The following is a 19,795-nucleotide window of genomic DNA, read 5'->3' as shown; positions in this document are numbered from 1 at the left end:
GGCTTGAACGCAGCGCTGGGCATCTCACGCTCGACGACGGTCGAACTCAGTGGACATAAACACAAAGGCAGTTCACGTACGGACGGAAAAGCGCGCCTAGCCCAAGCCCTCCTAGCAGATACGCGGCAGCTGCTCGCCGACGAGCATGTCGAGCACACGCGTGGAGCCCCAGCCAGTGCGCACGCGCACCGCAGCCCCGACGGTGGCGTCCCCGCGCCCGATCACGCGCCCGATCACAGCGGCATCCTCCCCGTACCGCGCCCCGCGCATGGCGGCGAGCGCTGCCTCGGCCTCGTCGGCAGGCACCACGGCGACCATCTTGCCCTCGTTCGCCACCTGCAGCACGTCGTATCCGAGCATCTCGCAGGCCCCGCGCACCTCATCGCGCACCGGAACGGCATCCTCATCAATCTCGATGCACACGCCGCTCGCCTCGGCGAACTCATTCAGCGTGCTCGCCAGGCCGCCGCGCGTGGGGTCGCGGAAGCATCGCACACCGGGAGCAGCCTGCATGACGGCCGCGATCAAATGGTTCAACGGCGCCGCGTCGCTCACGATATCAGTGGAGAACGCCAGGCCCTCACGCTGGCTCACAACCGCGATGCCATGGTCGCCGAGGGTGCCCGAGACGAGCACGACATCCCCCGGCTGGCAGTTGGCCCCCGACAGGTTCACGCCCGCGGGCACCGCCCCCACACCGGCGGTGTTGATGTACACGCCGTCCGCCCCGCCGCGCTCGACCACCTTGGTGTCGCCGGTGATGATCGAGACCCCGGCTTCGCGTGCGGTCTCGGCCATGGTCATGACGATGCGCCGCAGGTCATCCATCGGATACCCCTCTTCCAGGATGAACCCGCAGGAGAGGTAGAGCACACGCGCCCCCGAGGTGGCCACGTCGTTCACGGTGCCGCAGACGGCGAGCCGCCCGATGTTCCCGCCGGGGAAGAACGGCGGCGACACCACGAAGCTGTCGGTGGACATCGCGATGCGGCCGGTCGGCTCAAGTGCGGCGACGCCGGCGTCGTTGCCGGCGAGCAGCTCAGGTGAGCCGAACGCGTCCAGGAACACCTCATCGATGATGCGCTTCATCATCTGGCCGCCGGAGCCGTGCCCCAGCAGGACCGTGCTGTCGCTCATGTCTCTCCTTCCGAACCCGTCGGCGCAGGGGCCGCGCGGGTCGATATCAGCGCTCGTGGAACCGGTGGTAGGCGGCGCAACTGCCCTCGCTCGACACCATGCAGGGCCCGACGGCGTGCTCAGGCGTGCAGGTCTTGCCGAACAACGGGCAGTCGTTCGGGGTGATGCGCCCGCGCAGGACGTCGCCGCAGCGGCAGCCGCGCGGCTCGACCGTGGGCTCGACCTCGACGTCGAACCGGCGAACCGCATTGAAGTGCGCGAACTCATCGCGCACGCGAAGCCCGGAGCCCGGAATCTCCCCGAGGCCGCGCCAGGTGGTGTCACAGGGCTCGAAGACCTGGTCAACCAGGGCGCGAGCCACGGCGTTGCCATCGCGCGACACGCCGCGGCGGTACGCGTTCTCGATGCCGGGCTCGTCCGTCACGATCATGCGCACAAGCTCGGCGACGCCCTCGAGAATGTCCACGGGTTCGAAGCCGGTGACGACGCCCGGGGTGTGGAACTCGTCCACCAGGAACCGATAGGGCGGCACGCCCGTGATCGTGGATACGTGCCCGGGGAGGATGAAACCGTCGATGGCCGTCTCGGGGTCGTTGGCGATGGCGCGCAGCGCGGGCCCAGTAGTCTTGTGCGCGCAGTACACGGAGAAGTTCTTCAGATCGCGCTCGGCCGCTTCGAGGATGCAGGCGGCGATGGCCGGCGTGGTGGTCTCGAACCCGACGCCCATGAAAATGACCTCGCGGTCGGGGAGGCCCTCGGCGATGTCGAGCGCATCGAGCGGCGAGTAGACGATGCGGATATCCCGGCCCTCAGCCTTCATCCGCGCGAGCGTGGTGCTCGAGCCGGGAACACGCATCATGTCGCCGAACGTGGTGATCGTGGCGTTCTCAAGTCGAGCGAGGGCGATGGCATGGTCGATGTCGCTGTTAGCGGTCACGCAGACCGGGCACCCGGGGCCGGAGAGTAGGCGCAGACCCGCAGGCATGATCGATCGGAAGCCGTAGCGTCCAATGCTCACTGTATGGGTACCGCAGACCTCCATGAGGTTGATCCGGCGGTCGCCCGCCAGGGTGTGAATGCGCTCGATGAGCTCGCGGGCGAGCGTAGGGCCGCGAAACGCGGAGAAATCGATGGAGCGGGTGGACGCCCCAGGCACGGCAGCCGCGCTCATGCCAGGGCCGCCGCATCGTCCTTGCTGGGGAGCTCGTACACGAGGACATCGGGCATCTCGCGAAGGAGCTCGAGCGTCTCGTGCGCTTCCTCGGGGTCGATGACCTGGATACCGAAACCGGCATGGACGAGCACGTAGTCGCCCACCTGGGCCTCGGGCACGAGACGAAGCGACGCCTCGCGGGTGACGCCGAGCATGTCGACGGTGGCACGGCGGGATGCGTCGATGCTCTGGATCTTACCGGGAACTGCGAGACACATGGATACCCCTCTTCATGGCTTGACCGGAAAGATGGTACCGCTCCGGTGCAATTACGCCAAGGACGGATGGGGCCGTGATACGGGTGTCATGGCGCGGTGCCCGAGGGGTGTTATGGCGCTGGCGTCCGCAGGCAGTGTCCTGAGCGCGGATCGCACCGACCCGATGGCGGCTCGCAGAAGGAGCGTCATCGGGCCGGCGCGCTGGCAGCATGCGGGGGTCGTTTAGAGATCCCGGTAATCGATGAGCTCGAGGTTCGTGCGCTCATCCAACCAGGTGCGCAGGCCGGGGTCGATGAGCGCGTCGACCTCCTTGGTGCGATCGGTGGTGAGCGATGAGTGCTCAAGGATGAACCGGTCGAGGTAGCCGGGGTGGCAGACGAAGATGACCGTCTCACCATCCGCCATATCCCCCACCGTTTGCCGGATGGCCTCGGCGGGCTCGTAGCCGGGCTGCATGGAGTGCATGACCATGCGGACCGAACCCTCACCGCAGGCTATGGTTGCCGTGGGGTCGAACGAGGGCTCGTGGAACCGGAACCCATGGCTCAGGGCGACGTCCTCAATGGCCCGGTTCAGGCTCTCGGACATCACGGCGTGGGCCTCGAAGTAATCGGGTTCGCGACCGACGATCTGGAGGAAGCGCTCGAGCTGCGCTTCCGCCTCGATCACGGCCTCATCGTAGTCTACGAAGTCGAGGCCCTCCTTATACGCCGCGCGGAAGGTGCGGCTGCTCTTGAAGCGGCCCCGCTCGTCGAGCAGGCTTCCCACGCGCTTGGGGTCGGCGCAGGGCTCGCCCAGGCAGACGTTGGTGTGCTGGCCGATTGCGATATCGGCGCCGGCAAGCAGGCTGGCGCCGTGCTCGGCCTCGGGCATATTGGGCATCACACCCACGGAGCGAATGAGCCCCTCGTGCACGGTGCGGGCGATGCCGAGGTCGACCGCATAGGAGTACCCCACATCATCGGCCCTGATCAGCAAACGTTTCATAGTGCGTCCTCCAGACGGTTGGGTGCGTTATCGAGTGCCTTGACCATCTTAGGCCCGAGCCTTTGCAGCCGCCTGAGCGTCAGCCTCGAGCTCCTCGTCGGTGAAACCGAAGAAGTATGTGATGACGGCGGCCGAGACGAAGGCGACGGCGTTGGCGATGATCGCCCACATGATGTTTGTGGAGCCACCGGCGAAGTAGCCGATCAGGCCGAGAATGTTGGTTGCCCCGAGGACGTATACCGTGACATGGAAGATGCCGGCGATGAGCCCACCCAGCGCGCCGCCGATCACCATGCCGGCCATGGTGCGCGGGTATTTGAAGCCGCAGCCGTAGAGCGCGGGCTCGGTCACGCCACCCACGATGCCGGAGAGGGAATATCCGAGGAGGGCACCCTTCTCATCGCGCTCGCGGATGCGCAGGAAGGCGCCGAAAGCCATGCCCCAGGTTGCGAACTGGGCGATGCCACCGGCCACCATGACGGCGGAGTCCGATCCGACGGTGAGGAGCTGAGTGATGCCAAGGGTCAGCAGCACCTGATGCATGCCGGTCATGACCAGGAACTCCCAGAGACCCGCGATGATGACGATGGCAAGGATAGTGACGATGCCGCCTGTGTTGCCGAGGCCGAACATGAAAGCGCCCAGCGCATTACCCAGCACGGAGCCGAGCGGCGCCAGCGCCACAAGCGCGACGGGCACCATGATGAGCATCGTGAGGAAGGGCACGAACACCGTGGAGAGCACGTCGGGGACGATACGCTTGAAGAGGCGCTCGAGCTGCCAGAGGACGGGCATGCACAGTAGGATCGGGAGCACGCTGTTCGCGTAGTTGTTGAGCAGGGCGGGCATGCCGAAGACCGAGGTCGTGGCCGCACCGGTCTCAGCGGCGGCGCTCACGAGCGAGACGAGCTCGGGCGCGAGAAGGACGCCGCCGAGCATCATGCCGAGCTGCGGGGACGCGCCCAGCTGACGAGCGGCCGACCATCCGAGGGTGATGGGGATGAAGTAGAAACCGGCGTTATAGAGCCAGTTGTAGAACAGGTTGTAGACCTCGCTGTCGGTGGCCCAGATGTTCAGCATGTCCGGCCCGGCGATGACCGCGACCGTGCGGAACATCGCGGCGCTGAGCATGATGGGGATCAGCGCGACCATCGACTTCGAAAGGTAATTCAGGATGTTGCGGCCGATGACCTGCGGCGTGAGGGGCTCGCGCGGTCCGTCACCCAGGTCCTCGTCGATGACCCCCTCGCCTGAGACGCCGAGCTTGAGCGCCGCCTCGTAGACCTTCGGGACGTTCTGGCCGATGATGACCTGGTACTGGCCGCCCGACCACTGGGCGCCGAGTACGCCCTTGATGGCTTTCACCTGGTCGTCCTGCGGGATTGACTGGTCTTTGAGGTTCAGGCGCAGGCGCGTCATGCAATGCGTCGCGCTCGCGATGTTGTCCGCGCCGCCCACGGCCGCGAGGACCTCCTCGGCGATTTTCTGGTTGTCTGCCATGACTCCTCCTTCTGCATGGATTCCGGACGTTGGATTTCGCAGCGCGAGGGGCCGGCGCGCGCATCGCGCGGTCCGATCGGTTTGGGCTTCTTGGTTTGAGGGAGGCGGGTAGCCTGCTCGCGGCAAGAAAAAAGCTCCAGACGCACTACGGGCTGAGACGGTCCATGACCGTCTGCAGGCCGGTAATGCCTCTCGGAGCAAGCCGCGAGTAACACCCAACGTGTGCGACAGTTTGTGACAGGCGCGCACCGCGTGCAAGGATGGGTTGAGCGCTTTCGGGTGAGCGGTTGATTTGGCGCGGTGGACGGTAGATGAGGGATGGGGGCGCCACGCCGTATCGTGCGCATCGGCGTCGGCTCCGGCTCCGGAAGCGGGCGGTTCCCTGCGCCATGGCGCGTATCCCAACGATGCTCCTGCAGCAGCGTGTCGAGCGACGCTGGCTGTCCGAGGCGCTGTGCCTACGTCGGCGTGTCGAGTGGCGCAGCCTATCAGAGGTGCTGTTCCACGTGCCGCTGCAGACAGATCCCTAGGGCGTCGACTGCACCGCCACGATCCGGTTGATGTGCATGATCAGGTAGACCAACTCCTCTTCGGAGACGGTGCGTTCGAATGCCTCTTCGATCATGTAGCCCATCTCCGTCGCGCAGGCCGCGATCTCGGGATACTGCTCGGAGAGCGGCCCGAAGAGGCCCGCGTTGCCGGAATCGATCGGCCGGTCGTCCTCAACCCGCTTGAGCAGGTAGCGGATGTGCGTCGCGAATCGGGAGAAGGCGAAGGACCGTCGATCGACGGTGATATTGAAGCGCTCCTCGATGAGGTGGGTGAACCGCTCGAGGAGCTCGTCCTCGGCCTTGCTCGCGGCGTTTTGCCGCTGGCTGGGGGTCACGGCGGCGTTCAGAAGCGAGAGCGCGAAGCCGGTGGCTTCGTTTGCAGGCAGGCGAACGTCGAAGGTCTTCCGGATGCCGCGAACCGCGATCTCACCCAGCCGATATTCAAGGGGGTGCTGCTGCTCGATATCGAAGGAGAGCGGCATGGGGAGGATCAGGTGCTCGCGGGCGCGTTTCAGGGCGAACTGCGTGTGGTCGGCCAAGGTGATAGGGAGGTTGGGGCTGAGATCGTAGGAGAGCTGCTGGGTTGCGAGGTCGGCGAGTTGCGCCGCGAACTCGAGGACGGTGGGGTCGACCTCGTCGATGAGGGCGAGGTACTTGTCATCGATGTCGTAGAAGGTTCGCTGCACGTCGGCGAGGCTGACCTCACGGGGGAGGTCGCCGAACCCAATGCCGCGGCCGAGTGCGATGAGCTGGCGGCCTGCCGCGTCCTCGCAGATAGCTGCATTGTTGTTGATCCGCTTGACCACGCGCACGCTACATTCCTCCCTTCAGCTGGTGCCGAAGATACCACATCGATAGGCGCCGGACGGCGCGCGACGCACCTACTCGCCGGTCCACAAGTGCCCGAGGAAACCTACTTTCGACCGCGCCCTCATGCAGAATGCCCCTGCAACCGTCTCGAGATGACGTTTCTCTGCCGTTCTATGTATGCGCCCAGGTTTGAGAGACGCGACTCGGGGCCTGCAGCCGGCGAGCGGCTCTGAGTCCATTGTGCCGATTAAATCATGGCGTCGATTGAGCGCCGTCACCAAATAGGTCGCGACCCCTTTACGCAAAGATCCGCTGCAATGGCCAAAAACGCCGCGAAACAGTGATCCTGCCCCTCCGCATAGCTCAGCGACAAGGGATCTCGATCCTCGAACGCTGCGATGCGCTTCATATGAATAACCATGGTTGTGCAAATGCGGGGCAGAGGGCGCTGCAGGACGTCGCACATCACTGTTTCGCGGCATTTTTGGCCAGGGGAGCAGAATGCTAGAGCGCGGCAGCCCATGAGGATATTCCTGCGAGGCTCGAGAGGGGCCTGGGCCCACGCAGGGCATCCAGAGCGACCTCAGAATATTCCACGCAGATCGAGAGGGCCCTCCGCCTAGAGGCGGGCACGCGCCACGGCCGCCTGACCGTAGGCGATGCAGCCGTCGTTCACCGGGATGGCGTGGGGCATGAGCACGGTAAGACCGGCATGCTCGAGTGCCGTGGGAACACCCATGGCGAGCATGCGGTTCATGAAAACGCCGCCGGAGAGGGCCACGGTCCTGACCCCCGTCTGCGCGGAGACGAGTTGCGCAACCTCAACGGATGCGCCAGCTACAGCCTGGTGAATGCGCCAGGCGATCTCATCGCAAGAACGACCCTCGGCCAGGTCATCCAGCACTGAGCGAACAATCGGTGCCGGATCGATCTCGATGAGGCGTTCGCCCACATGCTCGCCCACGCGGGCCCGCACGTCTGCAGTCGCTGGATCGTCTCCGGGTAACTCAACCTCAGCGAGGTCAAAGCGATAACGTTTCGAGGTCCCGCTGTCGAGCGCTGAGCCTCGTCCCATGACGTTCATCCAGCGCCAGGCCGCCGCTTCCAGGCGGATCGCAGGCTCTCCCTCGTAGGTGGCCTCCCCGCAGATGCCGGCGAGCGCGGCGAGCGCGTCGAGCAGGCGCCCCATGCTGCTCGTGAGCGGACTGTTGATCTTGCGGTCAACCATGCGCTCGATGATGCCGACGACCCCCTCCCCTAGGTCGCTCGCAAGCGCTGAAGCGCCGGGATGGTCCGCAAGTCCGCAGCCCATAAGCAGGGCAAAGGCGTTGCGGCGGGCGTCGCGCACCGAGGACGCCCCGCCGGGCAGGCGCCAGGGACGCAGCCGTGCGACTCGCTCGAAACCGGTGAGATCGGCCAGGAGCACCTCGCCGCCCCAGACCGTCCCATCGGCGCCCGCGCCCGTGCCGTCAAACGCGAGGCCGATCACCTGTTCCCCGTCCGCGAGCCGCCCGTCCGCGACACCCTCGGCGATCACACTCGCGATGTGTGCGTGATGGTGCTGGACCTCAACCAGGGGCAGCCCATTTGTCATGGCCTCTGCACGGGCCCATTGGCTCGTGAGGTAGCTCGGATGCAGGTCGCAAGCGAGGACGGTGGGCTCGATGGCGAAGAGCTCCGCCAAGCGCCGGCGCGCCTCATGCCAGGCGGCCAGCGTCGCGCCGTTCTCCACATCCCCTATGTGCTGCGATACGAAGCACTGCGTCCCGCGCGTGAGGGCGACGGTGGCCTTCTGCTCCGGGCCGCAGGCGAGGACGCTCGTACCGGCGTCGTCTGACGGTGGCAAGGGGAGGGGCTGCGGCGCGTAGCCACGGGCCCTCCGAACCGGCATAACCTGCACGCCCACCACGCGCACGACCGAGTCGTCGTAGCGGGTGAGGATGGCTCGGTCGTTGCCGAGGAGGGCGTCGGCGATGCCGGGGGCCACCAGGTGCTCCCAAGCGGTCGCATCGTCTATCTCGATCGGCTCCTCGCTGATGTTGCCGCTGGTCATCACCAGGGCGTCGATGCCGCGCGCGCTGGCTGCGGCGAGCAGCAGGTGCTGCAGCGGTGTGTAGGGGAGCATGACGCCGAGCTCGGGCAGGCCCGCGGTCACCGCGGGCGCGATGCGGGGTGCGTCCTGCGGGCACGTTTCCGCCGCGCGCAGCTGCAGCAGGACGATCGGGCGCACCGAGCCCTCGAGGAGCCTGCGCTCCTCAGCGTCCACCTGGCAGATGGAAGCCGCCATGTCCGCGTCGCGCATCATCACGGCGAGGGCCTTGTTGCTCCGGCGCTTCCTGCGGCGCAGCTCGCGCACGGCCCGCTCGTTGCCGGCGTCGCAGGCGAGGTGGAAGCCGCCGAGGCCCTTGATAGCCACGATGCCCCCCGTCGCCAGCAGTGCCACGCACCGCTCGATGATCGCGTCGCTCTCAGCACGGGTGCGCCCCACAGCGGCCACGGCGGACGGGGACGGAACAGCGGATGCCGCGCGCCCGCTGCCCGGGGCGTTGGGGCTGAGAGGAAGGTTCTCCGAGCCTGCGGGGGATGAGGGCTGGTTCTTGGCGCCGGGCTCACGGTTTGCGACCCGCTCCGTATCGGCCGCGTTGGTCACCGGTCGCCCACCTGCGGCGTCGGGCTCCGTCTCGCTGTCAACCGCCTCCGTCCGCTCTCGCCATGTGATGTGCGGCCCGCATTCAAAGCAGGCGTCGGGCTGCGCGTGGAACCGCCGGTCGAGGGGGTCGGCGTACTCGGCAGCGCAGGTGGGGCACATGGGGAAGGCGGCCATGGAGGTCTTCGGCCGATCGTAGGGCAGGTCGTCGATGATGGTGAAGCGCGGACCGCAGTTCGTGCAGTTGATGAACGGGTAGTGGTAGCGTCGATCAGCGGGGTCGAAGAGCTCGCGCAGGCAGTCGGGGCAGGTGGCGATATCCGGGGAGACGAGGGTGGTGTGCGCCGTGTCGTCCGTGGAGGCGACGATGCGGAAGACAGGCGCCGGTTCCTGCACGGTTTCGGCTCCGGGCCCCTCAGTTGCAGCGCCGCATTCGGCGACTCCCTCCGCGCTGCCGTCCGGCTCGCTCGCCGCAGGGCCACCTACCTGGTCTTCTCCTGCGTCGCGGCCCTCCGTTCCTTCGCAAGTCGCGTCTGCCGCGTCCATCCACGCAACGAGGACGCGCTCAATACGCGACGCGGCGGGTGCGTGCGCCGACAGGTCTTCCACGAAGGAATTGATGGCTTCCCTAGCCCCTATGGCCTCGATATGCACGCCATCGCCGGCGTTCAGCACCCATCCGCCCAGGTTGTGGGCCACGGCCTCGCGGTACACGAACGGCCGCATGCCGACGCCTTGGACGACGCCTGTGATGTGGATGCGCGCTCCCGGCATCTGCGGCTACAGCCCCAGGCTGCTCTCGGTGGCGGCGCAGGTGAGCTCGCCGTGGGCCACGCCGCGGAGTCCCAGCAGGCGGTCGGCCAGCTCGTAGACGCGCTCGCCCCGTCCCTTCAGAGCGAGGATCTCCAGGCAGTTGTGGTGGTCGAGGTGCACGTGCATCGTGGAGACGATCTCCGCGGTGTAGTCATGCTGGACCTCGTCGAGCCGACGCGTGAGGTCGCCCGTGTGATGGTCGTAGATCATCGTGAGCGAGCCGATCACCTCGACATCGGGGGTGCGCTGCTGCTCCTTGACGAGGGAGGCGCGGATGAGGTCGCGGATGGCGCCGGAGCGGTTGGCCCCGTCGCCGCGGCGGGCGGTCTGGGCGTCGAAGGCTCGCAGGAGGTCCTCGGGCATGGTGATGGAGAACCGCACCAGGTCACCGCCGGGCGCGGCCCCTGAGGTCCCATCTGGTGCGCCGTCGCCGGGATGCGCCGACATCGCCTACACCAGCTTCACAGAGCCCACGGAGTTATGATCCGCCTCGATGGCGTCGGGGTAGCCGGCGAGCGCCTCGTGGGCTTCATCGAGGGCTGCTATGGCCGCTTCGAGCTTGTCGCCGATGCGCTCCATGTCGTAGTTCTCGGTGGCGTGGAGCAGCAGATGGCTCCACTCATGGGCGAGCTGGATCGTGTCGTCGATCTGGCGAACGCTCATCTCGAGCTGGCCCATGTTCATACCGATGTCATGCATGACGTCCTCCTCGCATCAGGTGGCCGCACAAGGCGGCGCGATGTCGTCAAGTATATGGCAGCGGAAGCAGGGGGGGCAAAGGCAAACCTGGCGTGCGAGCGCACTCGTTTGGCGTACAGCCTCACTCGATTGGCACGCAGTCTCGCCCGTTTGGCGTGCAGGACCGCTCGTCTGGCATGCGGTTTCGCTCGATCCTTCCCGTTTTCTGTCAAAACTTCAATATAATAACCCCTCATTTTGACAGAAAACGGGAAGGATCCTGCTTGCGGGGCGCCTATCCCGCTGTGTCTACGCACAACAAAGGCGCCCCTTGCGAGGCGCCCCGGGAAAGGAAGGCATATTCAATGATCGGCGCCGCGGCCTATGAAACCCGGCGCCGGATGAGCACGTGTTAGAGCTTGGGCTCGATCTCGGCGACGAGGCGGGCCTTGGGCATGGCGCCCACAACGCGGTGGATCTCCTCGCCGTTCTTCAGCAGAACCAGCGTGGGGATGGACATGACGCCGTACTTCATGGCGAGGTCCTGGTTCTCATCCACGTTGCACTTGGCGACCTTGAGGCGGCCGGCGAGATCGTCGGAGATCTCCTCGACGATGGGGGAGACGGTGCGGCAGGGTCCGCACCACGGCGCCCAGAAGTCGACGAGGACCGGCAGGTCCTCCTTGAGCAGTTCATCAAAGTTCGAGGCGGTGACCTCAGTGACGTTGGCCATGGTGTCCTCCAGTAGACGGCTCGCGTAGGCGAGCGGTGTTGCGATCGCTTGCGTTATACCCATGAGATCCCAAAGCTTGCAGAGGGCGGTAGAATGTGGTCCAAACGAGGAGGGGGCACGGTATGTCCATATCTTCCGTAGAACGAAAACGGGCGCTGGCCGATGCCGCCATCGAGGAGGTCCGGTCCCTCGAGAGCCGCGGGGTGGTGATCAGCGGCAACGGGTTCTCGCCAATCCTCCTGGTGAAAGGGGTGTTGAACGAGTCTGAGCGCGGGGGCGGACCTCTGCTTGTCGGCGCCGACGGCGTCGCGCTGCGGGCGGCGCTCGCAGCGATCGGATGGGAGCCTGAGGATTTCTGCGGTCTCTCCTGCGTGTCGGATGAGGGCGACGGGACCGCCGCGCATCCGGGTGAGGGGTTGAGCCCCAAGCTGTTCCGCGAGGCGGTTGAGGCGCTGGACCCCGAGGCAGTGGTGCTTCTCGACGCGGCAGCGGCCGACCTCATGCGTGAGGCCTACGCCGATGACCTAGCGATGGTCGAGGACTTCAACGCGGCGATGCTGCAGCCCGGGATTGTGATCCCGGTGCTCGGCCGTCGTGTGCTCGCGCTCAGCGGATTCGAGGCCGGACTCGATGACCCGCACGAGAAGCAGGTCTCCTGGGCGTATCTGAAGCAGCTTCCACCCCTTGGGTCGCCGGTCTAACGGAGCGCGACCTCTCCGCTCGGCGATGGGAACGACTGCCCTACGATAACGCAGCGCGTGGCCGAGCAACCTTATCGCGCGCGACGGCTCGGGGCCAGGGCTTACCGTAGGATCTTCTCCATGGCCTTGCCACGGGCGAGCTCATCGACGAGTTTATCGAGCTGGCGGACCTTGCGCATGAACGGGTCCTCGATCTCCTCGACCCGCACCCCGCAGATGACCCCGGTGATGAGGTCGGCGCGCGGGTTCATGGCGGGCGCGCCGTCAAAGAATGCGCCATAACTGGGGTCCGACGCGATCATGTCCTCGATGGCCTCCTCGGTGTAGCCGGTCAGCCAGCAGGTGACCTCGTCCACCTCGGCACGCGTGCGGCCGCGGCGCTCGGCCTTCTTGATGAGGAGCCCGTACACGTTCGCGAAGCTCATTTCGGCGACGGATTTGCGTGTCATGCTGTTCCTTTCAGAGAATCTGTCCGCTGCCTGCGGTGTACCCGCTTCTCTCCTTCTGAGACGGGGTTGCATGGAGCCAATCCTGGACGGTGCGATGACCCAGCGGGAGAAAGCCTGCTGCATGGGAGACGGGCGCGCGGACCCGCCCTAGCCGTTGACGAAGGCCGCGGCAACGTCGTTGATAGGGGGGGCAGTCGCGTGGGCCCGCCCCGTCTCCTGATCCGCCTCCCACCCATCGTCTTGTTATAAGACATGACAGGTGTCTTGTCAGTTTGAGGCGACCGTGCCATACTGCGTGCGTTTGCAACAACGTGAGAGGATTGATCATGGAGCATGGGGTCGCGACGGCAGGGGATCGGCTGGAGCGCGGCACGGATCCGCTGGCCCACCTGAAGCGCGCGGTCGAGGAACTCAAAGCCACCCGCGATGCGGTGATCCTCGCCCATTACTACGTCGCGCCCGAGGTCCAGGAGCTCGCGGACTACGTGGGTGACTCCTTCTACCTCGCCAAGCTCGCGAACAGCCTGCCCGCCGAGACCATCGTGCTCGCCGGCGTGGCGTTCATGGGCGAGAGCGCCAAGCTCCTGAACCCGGAGAAAACGGTCCTGCTCCCCGAGCCCGCGGCCGATTGCCCCATGGCCCACATGGTGCAGCGCCGTACCATCGAGGAGGCGCGGGCCGCCTGGGGGAACGACCTAGCTGTCGTCTGCTATGTCAACTCCACGATGGAGGTCAAGAGCTGGAGCGACGTCTGCGTGACCTCGTCCAACGCGGTGAAGATCTGCTCTGAGCTGCCCCAGCGCCACCTGCTGTTCATTCCCGATCGCAACCTCGGCCGCTACGTGGCCGAGCAGCTGCCAGAGAAGCACGTGATCCTGAATAAGGGCTTCTGTCCCCGGCATCAGGCGATCTCGCTGGACGAGCTCATCGACCTCAAGGAGGAGCATCCCGGGGCGCTCATCCTCGCGCACCCCGAGTGCACTGAGGAGGTGCTCTCCGAGGCCGATTTTATCGGATCCACCGCGGGGATCATCAGCTACGCGGAGGCGAGCGAGGCACGCGAGTTCATCATCGTGACGGTGCGCGGGGTCCTGCACGAGCTGGAGCGGAGGTGCGCCGGTCAAGGCAAGCGCTTCTACTTCACGCGCACGGTCCCCACCTGCGTGAATATGGACATGATCACCGTCGAGAGCCTGGTGAGGTGCTTGGACCGAGGCACCGGGGAGGTTGAGGTCGACCTCACGGGCGCGGCACGGGAGCGGGCGCGCGCGGCGCTCGACAGGATGCTCGAGCTCGCGGCCCGCTGAGGTCGGCGCAAGGGAGGAACCATGCATGAGGATCTAGGCTGCGATGTGCTGATCGTCGGTTGCGGGGTGGCGGGGCTCTACGCCGCGCTCAACCTCCCGCGCACCTGCGCGATCACGATGCTCTCCAAGGGAGCGCTTGAGGAATGCGATTCGATGCTCGCCCAGGGCGGGATCTGCGTCCTGCCGGATGACGCCGACTACGACGCCTTCTTCGAGGACACGATGCGCGCGGGCCATTATGAGAACCGGCGGGAGAGCGTCGAGATCATGATCCGCTCGAGCCCCGCGATCATCGCGGACCTCGTGCGCCTGGGCGTGGCGTTTGAGCGCGATGAGAGCGGCGGCCTCGCGTTCACCCGCGAGGGGGCGCATTCGCGGCCGCGGATCTGCTACCACGCCGACACCACGGGGAAAGAGATCACGACGCGCCTCCTCGACGCCGTGCGCGCCTTGCCGAATGTGCGGATTCTCGAGCGCGTGGCCATGGTCGACCTGCTTGTTGCGGGTGGCCGCTGCGGCGGGGCCCTGGTGCGCCTGGTTGCACCGGAGGAGTCCACGCGTACGGCACCTGAACTGCGCGAGGACGCGGGCGCCTGCTTCCGTGTGCGTGCGCTGCGGACGATCCTCGCCTGCGGCGGGATCGGGGGGCTCTACGACCGATCGACCAACTACCCACAGCTCACCGGCGATGCCTGCATGATCGCGGCTGAGCGGGGCGTCGCGCTCGAGCACCTCGACTACGTGCAGATCCATCCCACAGGGCTCTATGGGGAGGGGCCCGGCCGCACCTTCCTGATCTCTGAGAGCTGCCGCGGGGAGGGTGCCATCCTGCTCAACCGAGCCGGCGAGCGCTTCACCGACGAGCTCCAGCCGCGCGACGTGGTCGCCGCCGCCATTCGTGAGCAGATGCGCATCGACGGCACGGACCACGTGAGCCTCTCGTTCGAGCGGGTCGCATCCGAGGTCATCCTGAGCCACTTCGGGACCATCCGCGCCCATTGCCTGGAGGCGCTTGGGCTCGATATTCTCCACGACCCCATCCCGGTGGTGCCCACACAGCACTACTTCATGGGCGGCATCTCCGTCGATGCGGACGGGGCCACGAGTATGCCCGGGCTCTTCGCGGCGGGCGAGACCGCTTGCAACGGCGTGCACGGACGCAACCGCCTGGCGAGCAACAGCCTACTTGAATCCCTGGTCTGGGCCCGGCGGGCGGCATGGCGGATCTCGACAGGAGCATCGCTGCCGCTGCCTCTTCCGTCAGGGAATCACGTTGAACAGGAGTTTGCATGGACCCGGTGACCTTTACCCTCGCAGCCGACGACCTGATCCGCCAGGCCCTGCGCGAGGACATCAGTTTCGAGGATGTCTCCACAGCTGCGGTCTGCCCCGAGCCCCGGTCGGCCACCGTCGAGCTGATCGCAAAGGAGGGCGGCGTCATCGCAGGCCTCGCCGTCTTCGAGCGGACTTTCCAGCTGCTCGACCCCGACGCCCGGTTTGTAGCGACGGTGTCCGATGGGGACGAGGTCGCCGCCGGCGACGTGCTCGGTCGGGTGGCGGGCGACGTCCGCGCTCTGCTCTCCGGGGAGCGCGTCGCCTTGAACTACCTGCAGCGCATGAGCGGGATTGCCACGGCGACGCGGCGGATGGCGCGTGCCCTCGAGGGGACGGGGGCCGTGCTCGTGGACACCCGCAAGACCTGCCCGAACATGCGGATCTTCGAGCGCGAGGCCGTGCGTGCGGGCGGGGGCCGGTCGCACCGGTACAACCTCTCGAGCGCCGTCATGCTGAAAGACAACCACATCGACGCGGCGGGCGGTGTCACGGCGGCCATCCGCGCCGCACGGCAGCACGCGTCCTTCACCTGCACGGTCGAGGTCGAATGCGAGTCGCTCGCGATGGCGCGCGAAGCTGTGGAGGCGGGCGCCGACATCATCATGCTCGACAACATGGATCTCGATGCGATGCGGGCCGCGGTCAAGCTCATCGGCGGCCGGGCGGTCACAGAGGCCTCGGGCAACGTGGACGAGGGGAATGCGCAGGCGATCGCCGAGACCGGGGTGGACGTGATCTCGTCCGGCGCGCTCACCCACTCGGCGGGTATCCTTGACCTATCGTTGAAGCATCTGCGGATGCAGGGTGCGTGAGGAGGCACGGTCGCGATGAAGGGCGTTGAGCGCAGGGCTGCCATTCTGCAGGAGCTGCATGCCGCGAGCGGGCCCGTTTCGGGCAGTGCCCTCGCACGGGCTGTGGGCGTGAGCCGCCAGGTGATCGTGCAGGACATCGCCCTGCTGCGGGCGAACGGCGACGATGTGGTTGCGACGGCCCGCGGCTATGTGCTGCGCGAGGGACCCGGGCCGCGCCTGCCCACGCGGCTCATCAAGGTGCACCACACCACCGACCAGGTGGAGGAGGAGCTCAACTGCATCGTGGACCTCGGTGGCGCCGTGCAGAACGTGATGGTGAACCACCGGGTGTACGGGGCCATCACCGCCGAGCTCGACATCCGCTGCCGGCGCGATGTGGGCCGCTACCTCGCCGACATCAACAGCGGCAAGAGCGTCCCGTTGATGACGGTTACGAGCGGCTACCATTTCCACCGGATCACGGCCGATACCGAGGAGCGCCTGGACGAGATCGAGGAGGCCCTCGATGCCCGCGGATTCCTCGCGGAGGTCCTGCCCTACGAGCGCGACGTGCGATAGGGGGGGGCGCATGGACTGTACCTGTCACTACGATTCCCCGCTCGGCGGCATCACCCTCGCGAGCGACGGCGAGCGCTTGGTCGGGCTCTGGTTCGACGGGCAGAAGTACTTCCCCGAGACCCTTGGAGAGTGGCCCCGCGAGGAGATGCTCCCCGTCTTCGAGGAGACCACCCGCTGGCTCGATATCTATTTCAGCGGGAAGGAGCCTGACTTCACGCCGCCCCTTGCCATGAGGACGACGCCCTTCCGGCAGGCCGTGTGGGAGGTCATGCTGACCATCCCGTTCGGAGAGACGATGACGTATGCGGAGATCGGCCGGGAGGTTGCCCGGCCCCGCGGCCTTGAGCGAATGTCCGCGCAGGCCGTCGGCGGGGCCGTGGGGCATAACGCGATCTCGCTCATCATCCCGTGCCATCGCGTTGTGGGCACGAACGGGAGCCTGACGGGATATGCCGGGGGCATTGAGAAGAAGGTCCGTCTGCTCGAGCTGGAGCGGGCGGACCTTTCGAATCTCTTCGTGCCGAAGCGTGGCACGGCGCTCTAGCGTGGCCACAGCTGCGATGCCGCCCCGCTTATGCTATCTGCGCCGGTGATCTCATCGAGTTCAAGCTCCCTGATGACCCGTGCCAGGCTGCCGCTAACAAAGGCCCGGAAACGTGGTTAATCGAGCTCGGTTGAGATCTGCCACATCATGCCGAACTTGTCCTCGAGGTTGGCGTACGCCGGGCTCCAGAAGGTCTCCTGCAACTCCATGGTGATCTTGCGAGCATCTGCGGACAGGGCCTCGTAGAGCTTCTTCGCCTCGTCGACGCTGTCGACGATGATGGCGGCGGTCATGTTGTAGCCGTGCTCGTACTCGAACTGCGGGTTCTCATCCGAGAGCATGATCCGCTGGTTGCCAACCTTGAGCTGGGCGTTCATAACGAGCTCCTGCTGCTCCGGAGGGCAGTTGGGCATCTTGTCCTTGAACAGGGTCATGTCGATGAGCTCGGCGCCGAGCGCCTCGGTGTAGAACTTCACGGCTTCCTGGCCGTTTCCATCGGTCACCAGGTACAGTTAACGGCTTTGATCATGGGCGCCTCCTTTGTCTGGGGGGTGTGACGTGTGTCGAGATTCCCGAACCCCGTCATACGAGGTTCCCCCTACTGAGTACCCAAAAGGCCGTCAGGTTGCAGGCGTCCGCCGAACCGTATGGGCGAACCGGGCTACGCCTCGAATGTCTTCACTTCGCGCCAGAGCGAGAGGGCAAAGACGATCTCCACGGCGGTCAACGTGCCTGCGACGGCGAACCCGCCGAACAAGTTCCCCAGGATGAGGGAGAGGATGGGGACGATGACCGCGAAGAACTGGTATGACCGCGACTTGTACAGCCATGAAAATGGCAAGAGGTGAGCGCCAAAGACCATCGCGTGCACCATGATCATGCTCTCGGGGGTCGCGTTATATGCCCAGATGACGATCAGCAGGTACAGGACCTGATTCATCGTGAATAGAAATCCGAGATGACCCAATTCATTGTCGTTTGAGAAGATGTTGACGCCGAGCCCCCTCCCTATAAGCCAGGCAAGGGGCATGAGCGGGGCTGAGCAGCAGAATACCAGGAGGTTCTTGAGATCGAGGGGGATGTCCATCGATGCGACGACGGCGATCAAGAGCCAGATGACGGTGGATGCCGCGATAAACGGCAGGCCTTTTTTCTGACGAACGATAATATCGTTTCGTAATTCATCAAGACTCATTATTTAACCTTTCCTATGCTATTTTTCTGCACCAGATAAGCAATATGCATGTAGGTGAAGCGTATCCCACTACTCACCTGTGCATTGTTTGCCTTCTGTAAGCTCCGCCGACCGGTCGGCTTTCGCGTGCCGGCGTGCAGCAAGCGGACCGACGCGGCTACGACCTAGTCAGCAGCGCCACCGTCTCAACGTGCGGGGTGTGTGGAAACATGTCAACCGGCGTGAAGCGCTCCAGGCGGTAGCCGCCCCGCGCCAGCACTGCGAGATCGCGCTCCTGCGTGACCGGGTTGCAGCTGATGTAGACGATACGGCGGGGGCCGAGGGCGATGCCGGATTCAAGGAAAGCCTGCGTGGAGCCGGCGCGTGGCGGATCGAGAACCAGGACGTCGACGTGCTCCTCGTCGGCGGCCGCCCGGCGCAGGTAGGCGGTGGCATCCTCGGCTACGAACGTGGCGCGCTCTTCGAGGCCGTTGATCTCGGCGTTGCGGCGCGCGTCGGTGATGCCCTGGGCGTTGCGCTCCACGCCGATGAGCTGGATATCGACACCGGCCTGATGGACAGCTTGGGCCGCGCAGAGCCCGATGGTGCCGCTGCCGCAGTAGGCATCGAGCAGGACATCGCCCTCCTGCAGGTCCATGTTGTCGATGGCGAGCTGGTAGAGGACCTCGGTCTGGGCGGGGTTGGTCTGGTAGAACGCCCCAGGGGATATCTCGAAGGTGCAGCCGAGCAACCGGTCGCGCATGCGCGGCGGGCCGGCGAGCACGCGGGTCTCAGCACCTAAGATGGCGTTCGTCGCACGCGGGTTCACATTCTGCGCGATCGAGGTGATGCGCGGATCTATGGCGCGTAGGCGCTCGATGAGCGCATGCTGATGAGGGATGTCGCGCTGGGCGGTGACCAGGGTGAGCAGACCCTCGTCGGTGCGCCAGGCCAGACGGAGCACGGCGTATCTCAGGAGGCCGCGGCGGCGGTCCTCGTCATAGGCGGGGATGTGGCAGGCCTCGGCTGCCTCGGTGACCCGCGTGAGGATGTCACGAGCGCCCGGCGCCTCCACGGGGCAGCCGGGGATGTCGATGATTCGGTGCGTCCCCCGTGCGAAGAGGCCGTGCCGCACCGTGCCTTGGGGACCGGGGGCGAACGGCGTTGTCGCTTTGTAGCGGAAGCCGCGCGGGCTCGGGAGCTTGCCGTCGCCCGCAAGGCCGCCCATGCCCACGACGGGATCGATGGTGATGTCCCAGCCGGCGCTCGTGAACAGGGGGCGGAAGAGATCCTCCATGGCCTGCTGCTTGCGGGCGAGTTGCTTGTGATAGGGGAGGCCCAGCTGCTCGCAGCCACCGCAGGCGCGCATGACGGGGCAGGGGCCGTCAGTGCTCATCTGTCGTTTCCTTGGTGTCATGAGGACATTGTAGCGGTTGACGTGCACCGGAGATATGACGGACGCGCTCTCAAACGTTCGCATCCAGGTAATTCGTACGGTCACGTAGCCAATCACCGTCTGCCTGCACACGTTGGGCGAAAAGGCACGGGGGTTCCCTGCTGGGCCAGCTAGGCTGGACCTACCGATATGCCGACTGCCCACACGGGGCCCCTGGTCCGATGCGGGCGCG

The 19,795-nt window shown here is 66.0% G+C and carries 20 protein-coding genes; 6 read left to right on the top strand and 14 right to left on the bottom strand.

The genetic code is table 11. The features are described from left to right. Positions 1 to 111: 111 nt before the first annotated feature. The 10 genes from hypE to trxA form a co-directional block, all read right to left on the bottom strand. Positions 112 to 1,137 (bottom strand): hydrogenase expression/formation protein HypE, encoded by a 1,026-nt coding sequence (hypE, locus tag CAP13_RS01630; protein WP_085829925.1) that lies wholly within the window; start codon positions 1,135 to 1,137, stop codon positions 112 to 114. A gap of 46 nt (positions 1,138 to 1,183) precedes the next feature. Beyond that, positions 1,184 to 2,308, bottom strand: a complete 1,125-nt coding sequence (hypD, locus tag CAP13_RS01625) for a hydrogenase formation protein HypD (RefSeq protein ID WP_085829924.1) — start codon at positions 2,306 to 2,308, stop codon at positions 1,184 to 1,186. Beyond that, positions 2,305 to 2,568, bottom strand: a complete 264-nt coding sequence (locus tag CAP13_RS01620) for a HypC/HybG/HupF family hydrogenase formation chaperone (protein WP_085829923.1) — start codon at positions 2,566 to 2,568, stop codon at positions 2,305 to 2,307. Before CAP13_RS01620 ends, hypD begins: the two co-directional genes overlap by 4 nt. 222 nt (positions 2,569 to 2,790) lie before the next feature. Continuing rightward, on the bottom strand, positions 2,791 to 3,555 hold the full coding sequence (locus tag CAP13_RS01615) for a ChbG/HpnK family deacetylase (RefSeq protein WP_085829922.1): 765 nt from the start codon (positions 3,553 to 3,555) through the stop codon (positions 2,791 to 2,793). 48 nt (positions 3,556 to 3,603) lie between these two features. Then, positions 3,604 to 5,055 (bottom strand): PTS transporter subunit EIIC, encoded by a 1,452-nt coding sequence (locus CAP13_RS01610; RefSeq protein ID WP_085829921.1) that lies wholly within the window; start codon positions 5,053 to 5,055, stop codon positions 3,604 to 3,606. 526 nt (positions 5,056 to 5,581) lie between these two features. Beyond that, positions 5,582 to 6,418: a PRD domain-containing protein gene (locus tag CAP13_RS01605; RefSeq protein ID WP_085829920.1), complete on the bottom strand. Its 837-nt coding sequence runs from the start codon at positions 6,416 to 6,418 to the stop codon at positions 5,582 to 5,584. Between the two features lie 617 nt (positions 6,419 to 7,035). Then, positions 7,036 to 9,837 (bottom strand): carbamoyltransferase HypF, encoded by a 2,802-nt coding sequence (hypF, locus tag CAP13_RS01600; RefSeq protein WP_085829919.1) that lies wholly within the window; start codon positions 9,835 to 9,837, stop codon positions 7,036 to 7,038. A gap of 6 nt (positions 9,838 to 9,843) precedes the next feature. Continuing rightward, a complete protein-coding gene (gene nikR, locus CAP13_RS01595; protein ID WP_085829918.1) occupies positions 9,844 to 10,323 on the bottom strand; it encodes a nickel-responsive transcriptional regulator NikR in 480 nt (159 codons plus the stop codon). A gap of 3 nt (positions 10,324 to 10,326) precedes the next feature. Further along, positions 10,327 to 10,575, bottom strand: a complete 249-nt coding sequence (locus tag CAP13_RS01590; RefSeq protein ID WP_085829917.1) for a hypothetical protein — start codon at positions 10,573 to 10,575, stop codon at positions 10,327 to 10,329. 391 nt (positions 10,576 to 10,966) lie between these two features. Further along, positions 10,967 to 11,287 (bottom strand): thioredoxin, encoded by a 321-nt coding sequence (trxA, locus tag CAP13_RS01585; protein ID WP_085829916.1) that lies wholly within the window; start codon positions 11,285 to 11,287, stop codon positions 10,967 to 10,969. A gap of 122 nt (positions 11,288 to 11,409) precedes the next feature. Between trxA and CAP13_RS01580 the strand changes: the two genes are divergently transcribed. Next, positions 11,410 to 11,988, top strand: coding sequence for a hypothetical protein (locus CAP13_RS01580; RefSeq protein ID WP_085829915.1), 579 nt, complete (start codon positions 11,410 to 11,412; stop codon positions 11,986 to 11,988). A 101-nt stretch (positions 11,989 to 12,089) separates the two neighbouring features. Here the strand turns inward: CAP13_RS01580 and CAP13_RS01575 are convergent, their stop codons facing one another. Next, complete coding sequence (locus CAP13_RS01575; protein ID WP_085829914.1) at positions 12,090 to 12,437, bottom strand: DUF2200 domain-containing protein; 348 nt, start codon at positions 12,435 to 12,437, stop codon at positions 12,090 to 12,092. A 326-nt stretch (positions 12,438 to 12,763) separates the two neighbouring features. On the opposite strand from CAP13_RS01575, the gene nadA reads away from it, so the two are divergent. The 5 genes from nadA to CAP13_RS01555 are packed head-to-tail and all read left to right on the top strand — an operon-like array spanning position 12,764 to position 16,993. After that, the gene (gene nadA / locus CAP13_RS01570; protein WP_085829913.1) at positions 12,764 to 13,744 is read left to right on the top strand and encodes a quinolinate synthase NadA; all 981 of its coding nucleotides are present in this window, start codon (positions 12,764 to 12,766) and stop codon (positions 13,742 to 13,744) included. Positions 13,745 to 13,765: 21 nt separating this feature from the next. Then, positions 13,766 to 15,046 carry an L-aspartate oxidase gene (locus CAP13_RS01565; RefSeq protein ID WP_085829912.1) on the top strand — a complete coding sequence of 427 codons (1,281 nt, stop codon included), beginning with the start codon at positions 13,766 to 13,768 and terminating at the stop codon, positions 15,044 to 15,046. Then, a complete protein-coding gene (nadC, locus tag CAP13_RS09520; RefSeq protein ID WP_097677657.1) occupies positions 15,034 to 15,891 on the top strand; it encodes a carboxylating nicotinate-nucleotide diphosphorylase in 858 nt (285 codons plus the stop codon). The genes CAP13_RS01565 and nadC overlap by 13 nt, the downstream gene beginning before the upstream one ends. A gap of 15 nt (positions 15,892 to 15,906) precedes the next feature. Next, the gene (locus CAP13_RS09515; RefSeq protein ID WP_097677656.1) at positions 15,907 to 16,449 is read left to right on the top strand and encodes a transcription repressor NadR; all 543 of its coding nucleotides are present in this window, start codon (positions 15,907 to 15,909) and stop codon (positions 16,447 to 16,449) included. A gap of 10 nt (positions 16,450 to 16,459) precedes the next feature. Continuing rightward, a complete protein-coding gene (locus CAP13_RS01555) occupies positions 16,460 to 16,993 on the top strand; it encodes a methylated-DNA--[protein]-cysteine S-methyltransferase (protein ID WP_085829911.1) in 534 nt (177 codons plus the stop codon). Positions 16,994 to 17,109: 116 nt separating this feature from the next. Here CAP13_RS01555 and CAP13_RS01550 read toward each other — a convergent pair whose 3' ends face one another. The 3 genes from CAP13_RS01550 to rlmD form a co-directional block, all read right to left on the bottom strand. After that, positions 17,110 to 17,496 carry a VOC family protein gene (locus CAP13_RS01550; RefSeq protein ID WP_218775282.1) on the bottom strand — a complete coding sequence of 129 codons (387 nt, stop codon included), beginning with the start codon at positions 17,494 to 17,496 and terminating at the stop codon, positions 17,110 to 17,112. Between the two features lie 158 nt (positions 17,497 to 17,654). Then, the gene (locus tag CAP13_RS01545; protein ID WP_085829909.1) at positions 17,655 to 18,188 is read right to left on the bottom strand and encodes a DUF7010 family protein; all 534 of its coding nucleotides are present in this window, start codon (positions 18,186 to 18,188) and stop codon (positions 17,655 to 17,657) included. 157 nt (positions 18,189 to 18,345) lie between these two features. Continuing rightward, positions 18,346 to 19,563 (bottom strand): 23S rRNA (uracil(1939)-C(5))-methyltransferase RlmD, encoded by a 1,218-nt coding sequence (gene rlmD / locus CAP13_RS01540; protein WP_245798854.1) that lies wholly within the window; start codon positions 19,561 to 19,563, stop codon positions 18,346 to 18,348. Positions 19,564 to 19,795 lie beyond the last annotated feature (232 nt).

Origin of the sequence: Collinsella vaginalis, assembly GCF_900176655.1 — a bacterium.
Classification (GTDB): Bacteria; Actinomycetota; Coriobacteriia; order Coriobacteriales; family Coriobacteriaceae; genus Collinsella; species Collinsella vaginalis.
This window is presented reverse-complemented; position numbering and strand designations above follow the sequence as displayed.

What these genes read in the sequence shown, in the direction of transcription:
- CAP13_RS01545 (WP_085829909.1), bottom strand. Translation starts at nt 18,188, where the DNA reads ATGAGTCTTGATGAATTACGAAACGATATTATCGTTCGTCAGAAAAAA.
- hypF (WP_085829919.1), bottom strand. Translation starts at nt 9,837, where the DNA reads ATGCCGGGAGCGCGCATCCACATCACAGGCGTCGTCCAAGGCGTCGGC.
- nadA (WP_085829913.1), top strand. Translation starts at nt 12,764, where the DNA reads ATGGAGCATGGGGTCGCGACGGCAGGGGATCGGCTGGAGCGCGGCACG.
- CAP13_RS01590 (WP_085829917.1), bottom strand. Translation starts at nt 10,575, where the DNA reads ATGCATGACATCGGTATGAACATGGGCCAGCTCGAGATGAGCGTTCGC.
- rlmD (WP_245798854.1), bottom strand. Translation starts at nt 19,563, where the DNA reads ATGAGCACTGACGGCCCCTGCCCCGTCATGCGCGCCTGCGGTGGCTGC.
- CAP13_RS01575 (WP_085829914.1), bottom strand. Translation starts at nt 12,437, where the DNA reads ATGACACGCAAATCCGTCGCCGAAATGAGCTTCGCGAACGTGTACGGG.
- CAP13_RS01620 (WP_085829923.1), bottom strand. Translation starts at nt 2,568, where the DNA reads ATGTGTCTCGCAGTTCCCGGTAAGATCCAGAGCATCGACGCATCCCGC.
- CAP13_RS01565 (WP_085829912.1), top strand. Translation starts at nt 13,766, where the DNA reads ATGCATGAGGATCTAGGCTGCGATGTGCTGATCGTCGGTTGCGGGGTG.
- hypE (WP_085829925.1), bottom strand. Translation starts at nt 1,137, where the DNA reads ATGAGCGACAGCACGGTCCTGCTGGGGCACGGCTCCGGCGGCCAGATG.
- CAP13_RS01555 (WP_085829911.1), top strand. Translation starts at nt 16,460, where the DNA reads ATGGACTGTACCTGTCACTACGATTCCCCGCTCGGCGGCATCACCCTC.
- nadC (WP_097677657.1), top strand. Translation starts at nt 15,034, where the DNA reads ATGGACCCGGTGACCTTTACCCTCGCAGCCGACGACCTGATCCGCCAG.
- hypD (WP_085829924.1), bottom strand. Translation starts at nt 2,308, where the DNA reads ATGAGCGCGGCTGCCGTGCCTGGGGCGTCCACCCGCTCCATCGATTTC.
- nikR (WP_085829918.1), bottom strand. Translation starts at nt 10,323, where the DNA reads ATGTCGGCGCATCCCGGCGACGGCGCACCAGATGGGACCTCAGGGGCC.
- CAP13_RS01580 (WP_085829915.1), top strand. Translation starts at nt 11,410, where the DNA reads ATGTCCATATCTTCCGTAGAACGAAAACGGGCGCTGGCCGATGCCGCC.
- CAP13_RS09515 (WP_097677656.1), top strand. Translation starts at nt 15,907, where the DNA reads ATGAAGGGCGTTGAGCGCAGGGCTGCCATTCTGCAGGAGCTGCATGCC.
- CAP13_RS01615 (WP_085829922.1), bottom strand. Translation starts at nt 3,555, where the DNA reads ATGAAACGTTTGCTGATCAGGGCCGATGATGTGGGGTACTCCTATGCG.
- trxA (WP_085829916.1), bottom strand. Translation starts at nt 11,287, where the DNA reads ATGGCCAACGTCACTGAGGTCACCGCCTCGAACTTTGATGAACTGCTC.
- CAP13_RS01610 (WP_085829921.1), bottom strand. Translation starts at nt 5,055, where the DNA reads ATGGCAGACAACCAGAAAATCGCCGAGGAGGTCCTCGCGGCCGTGGGC.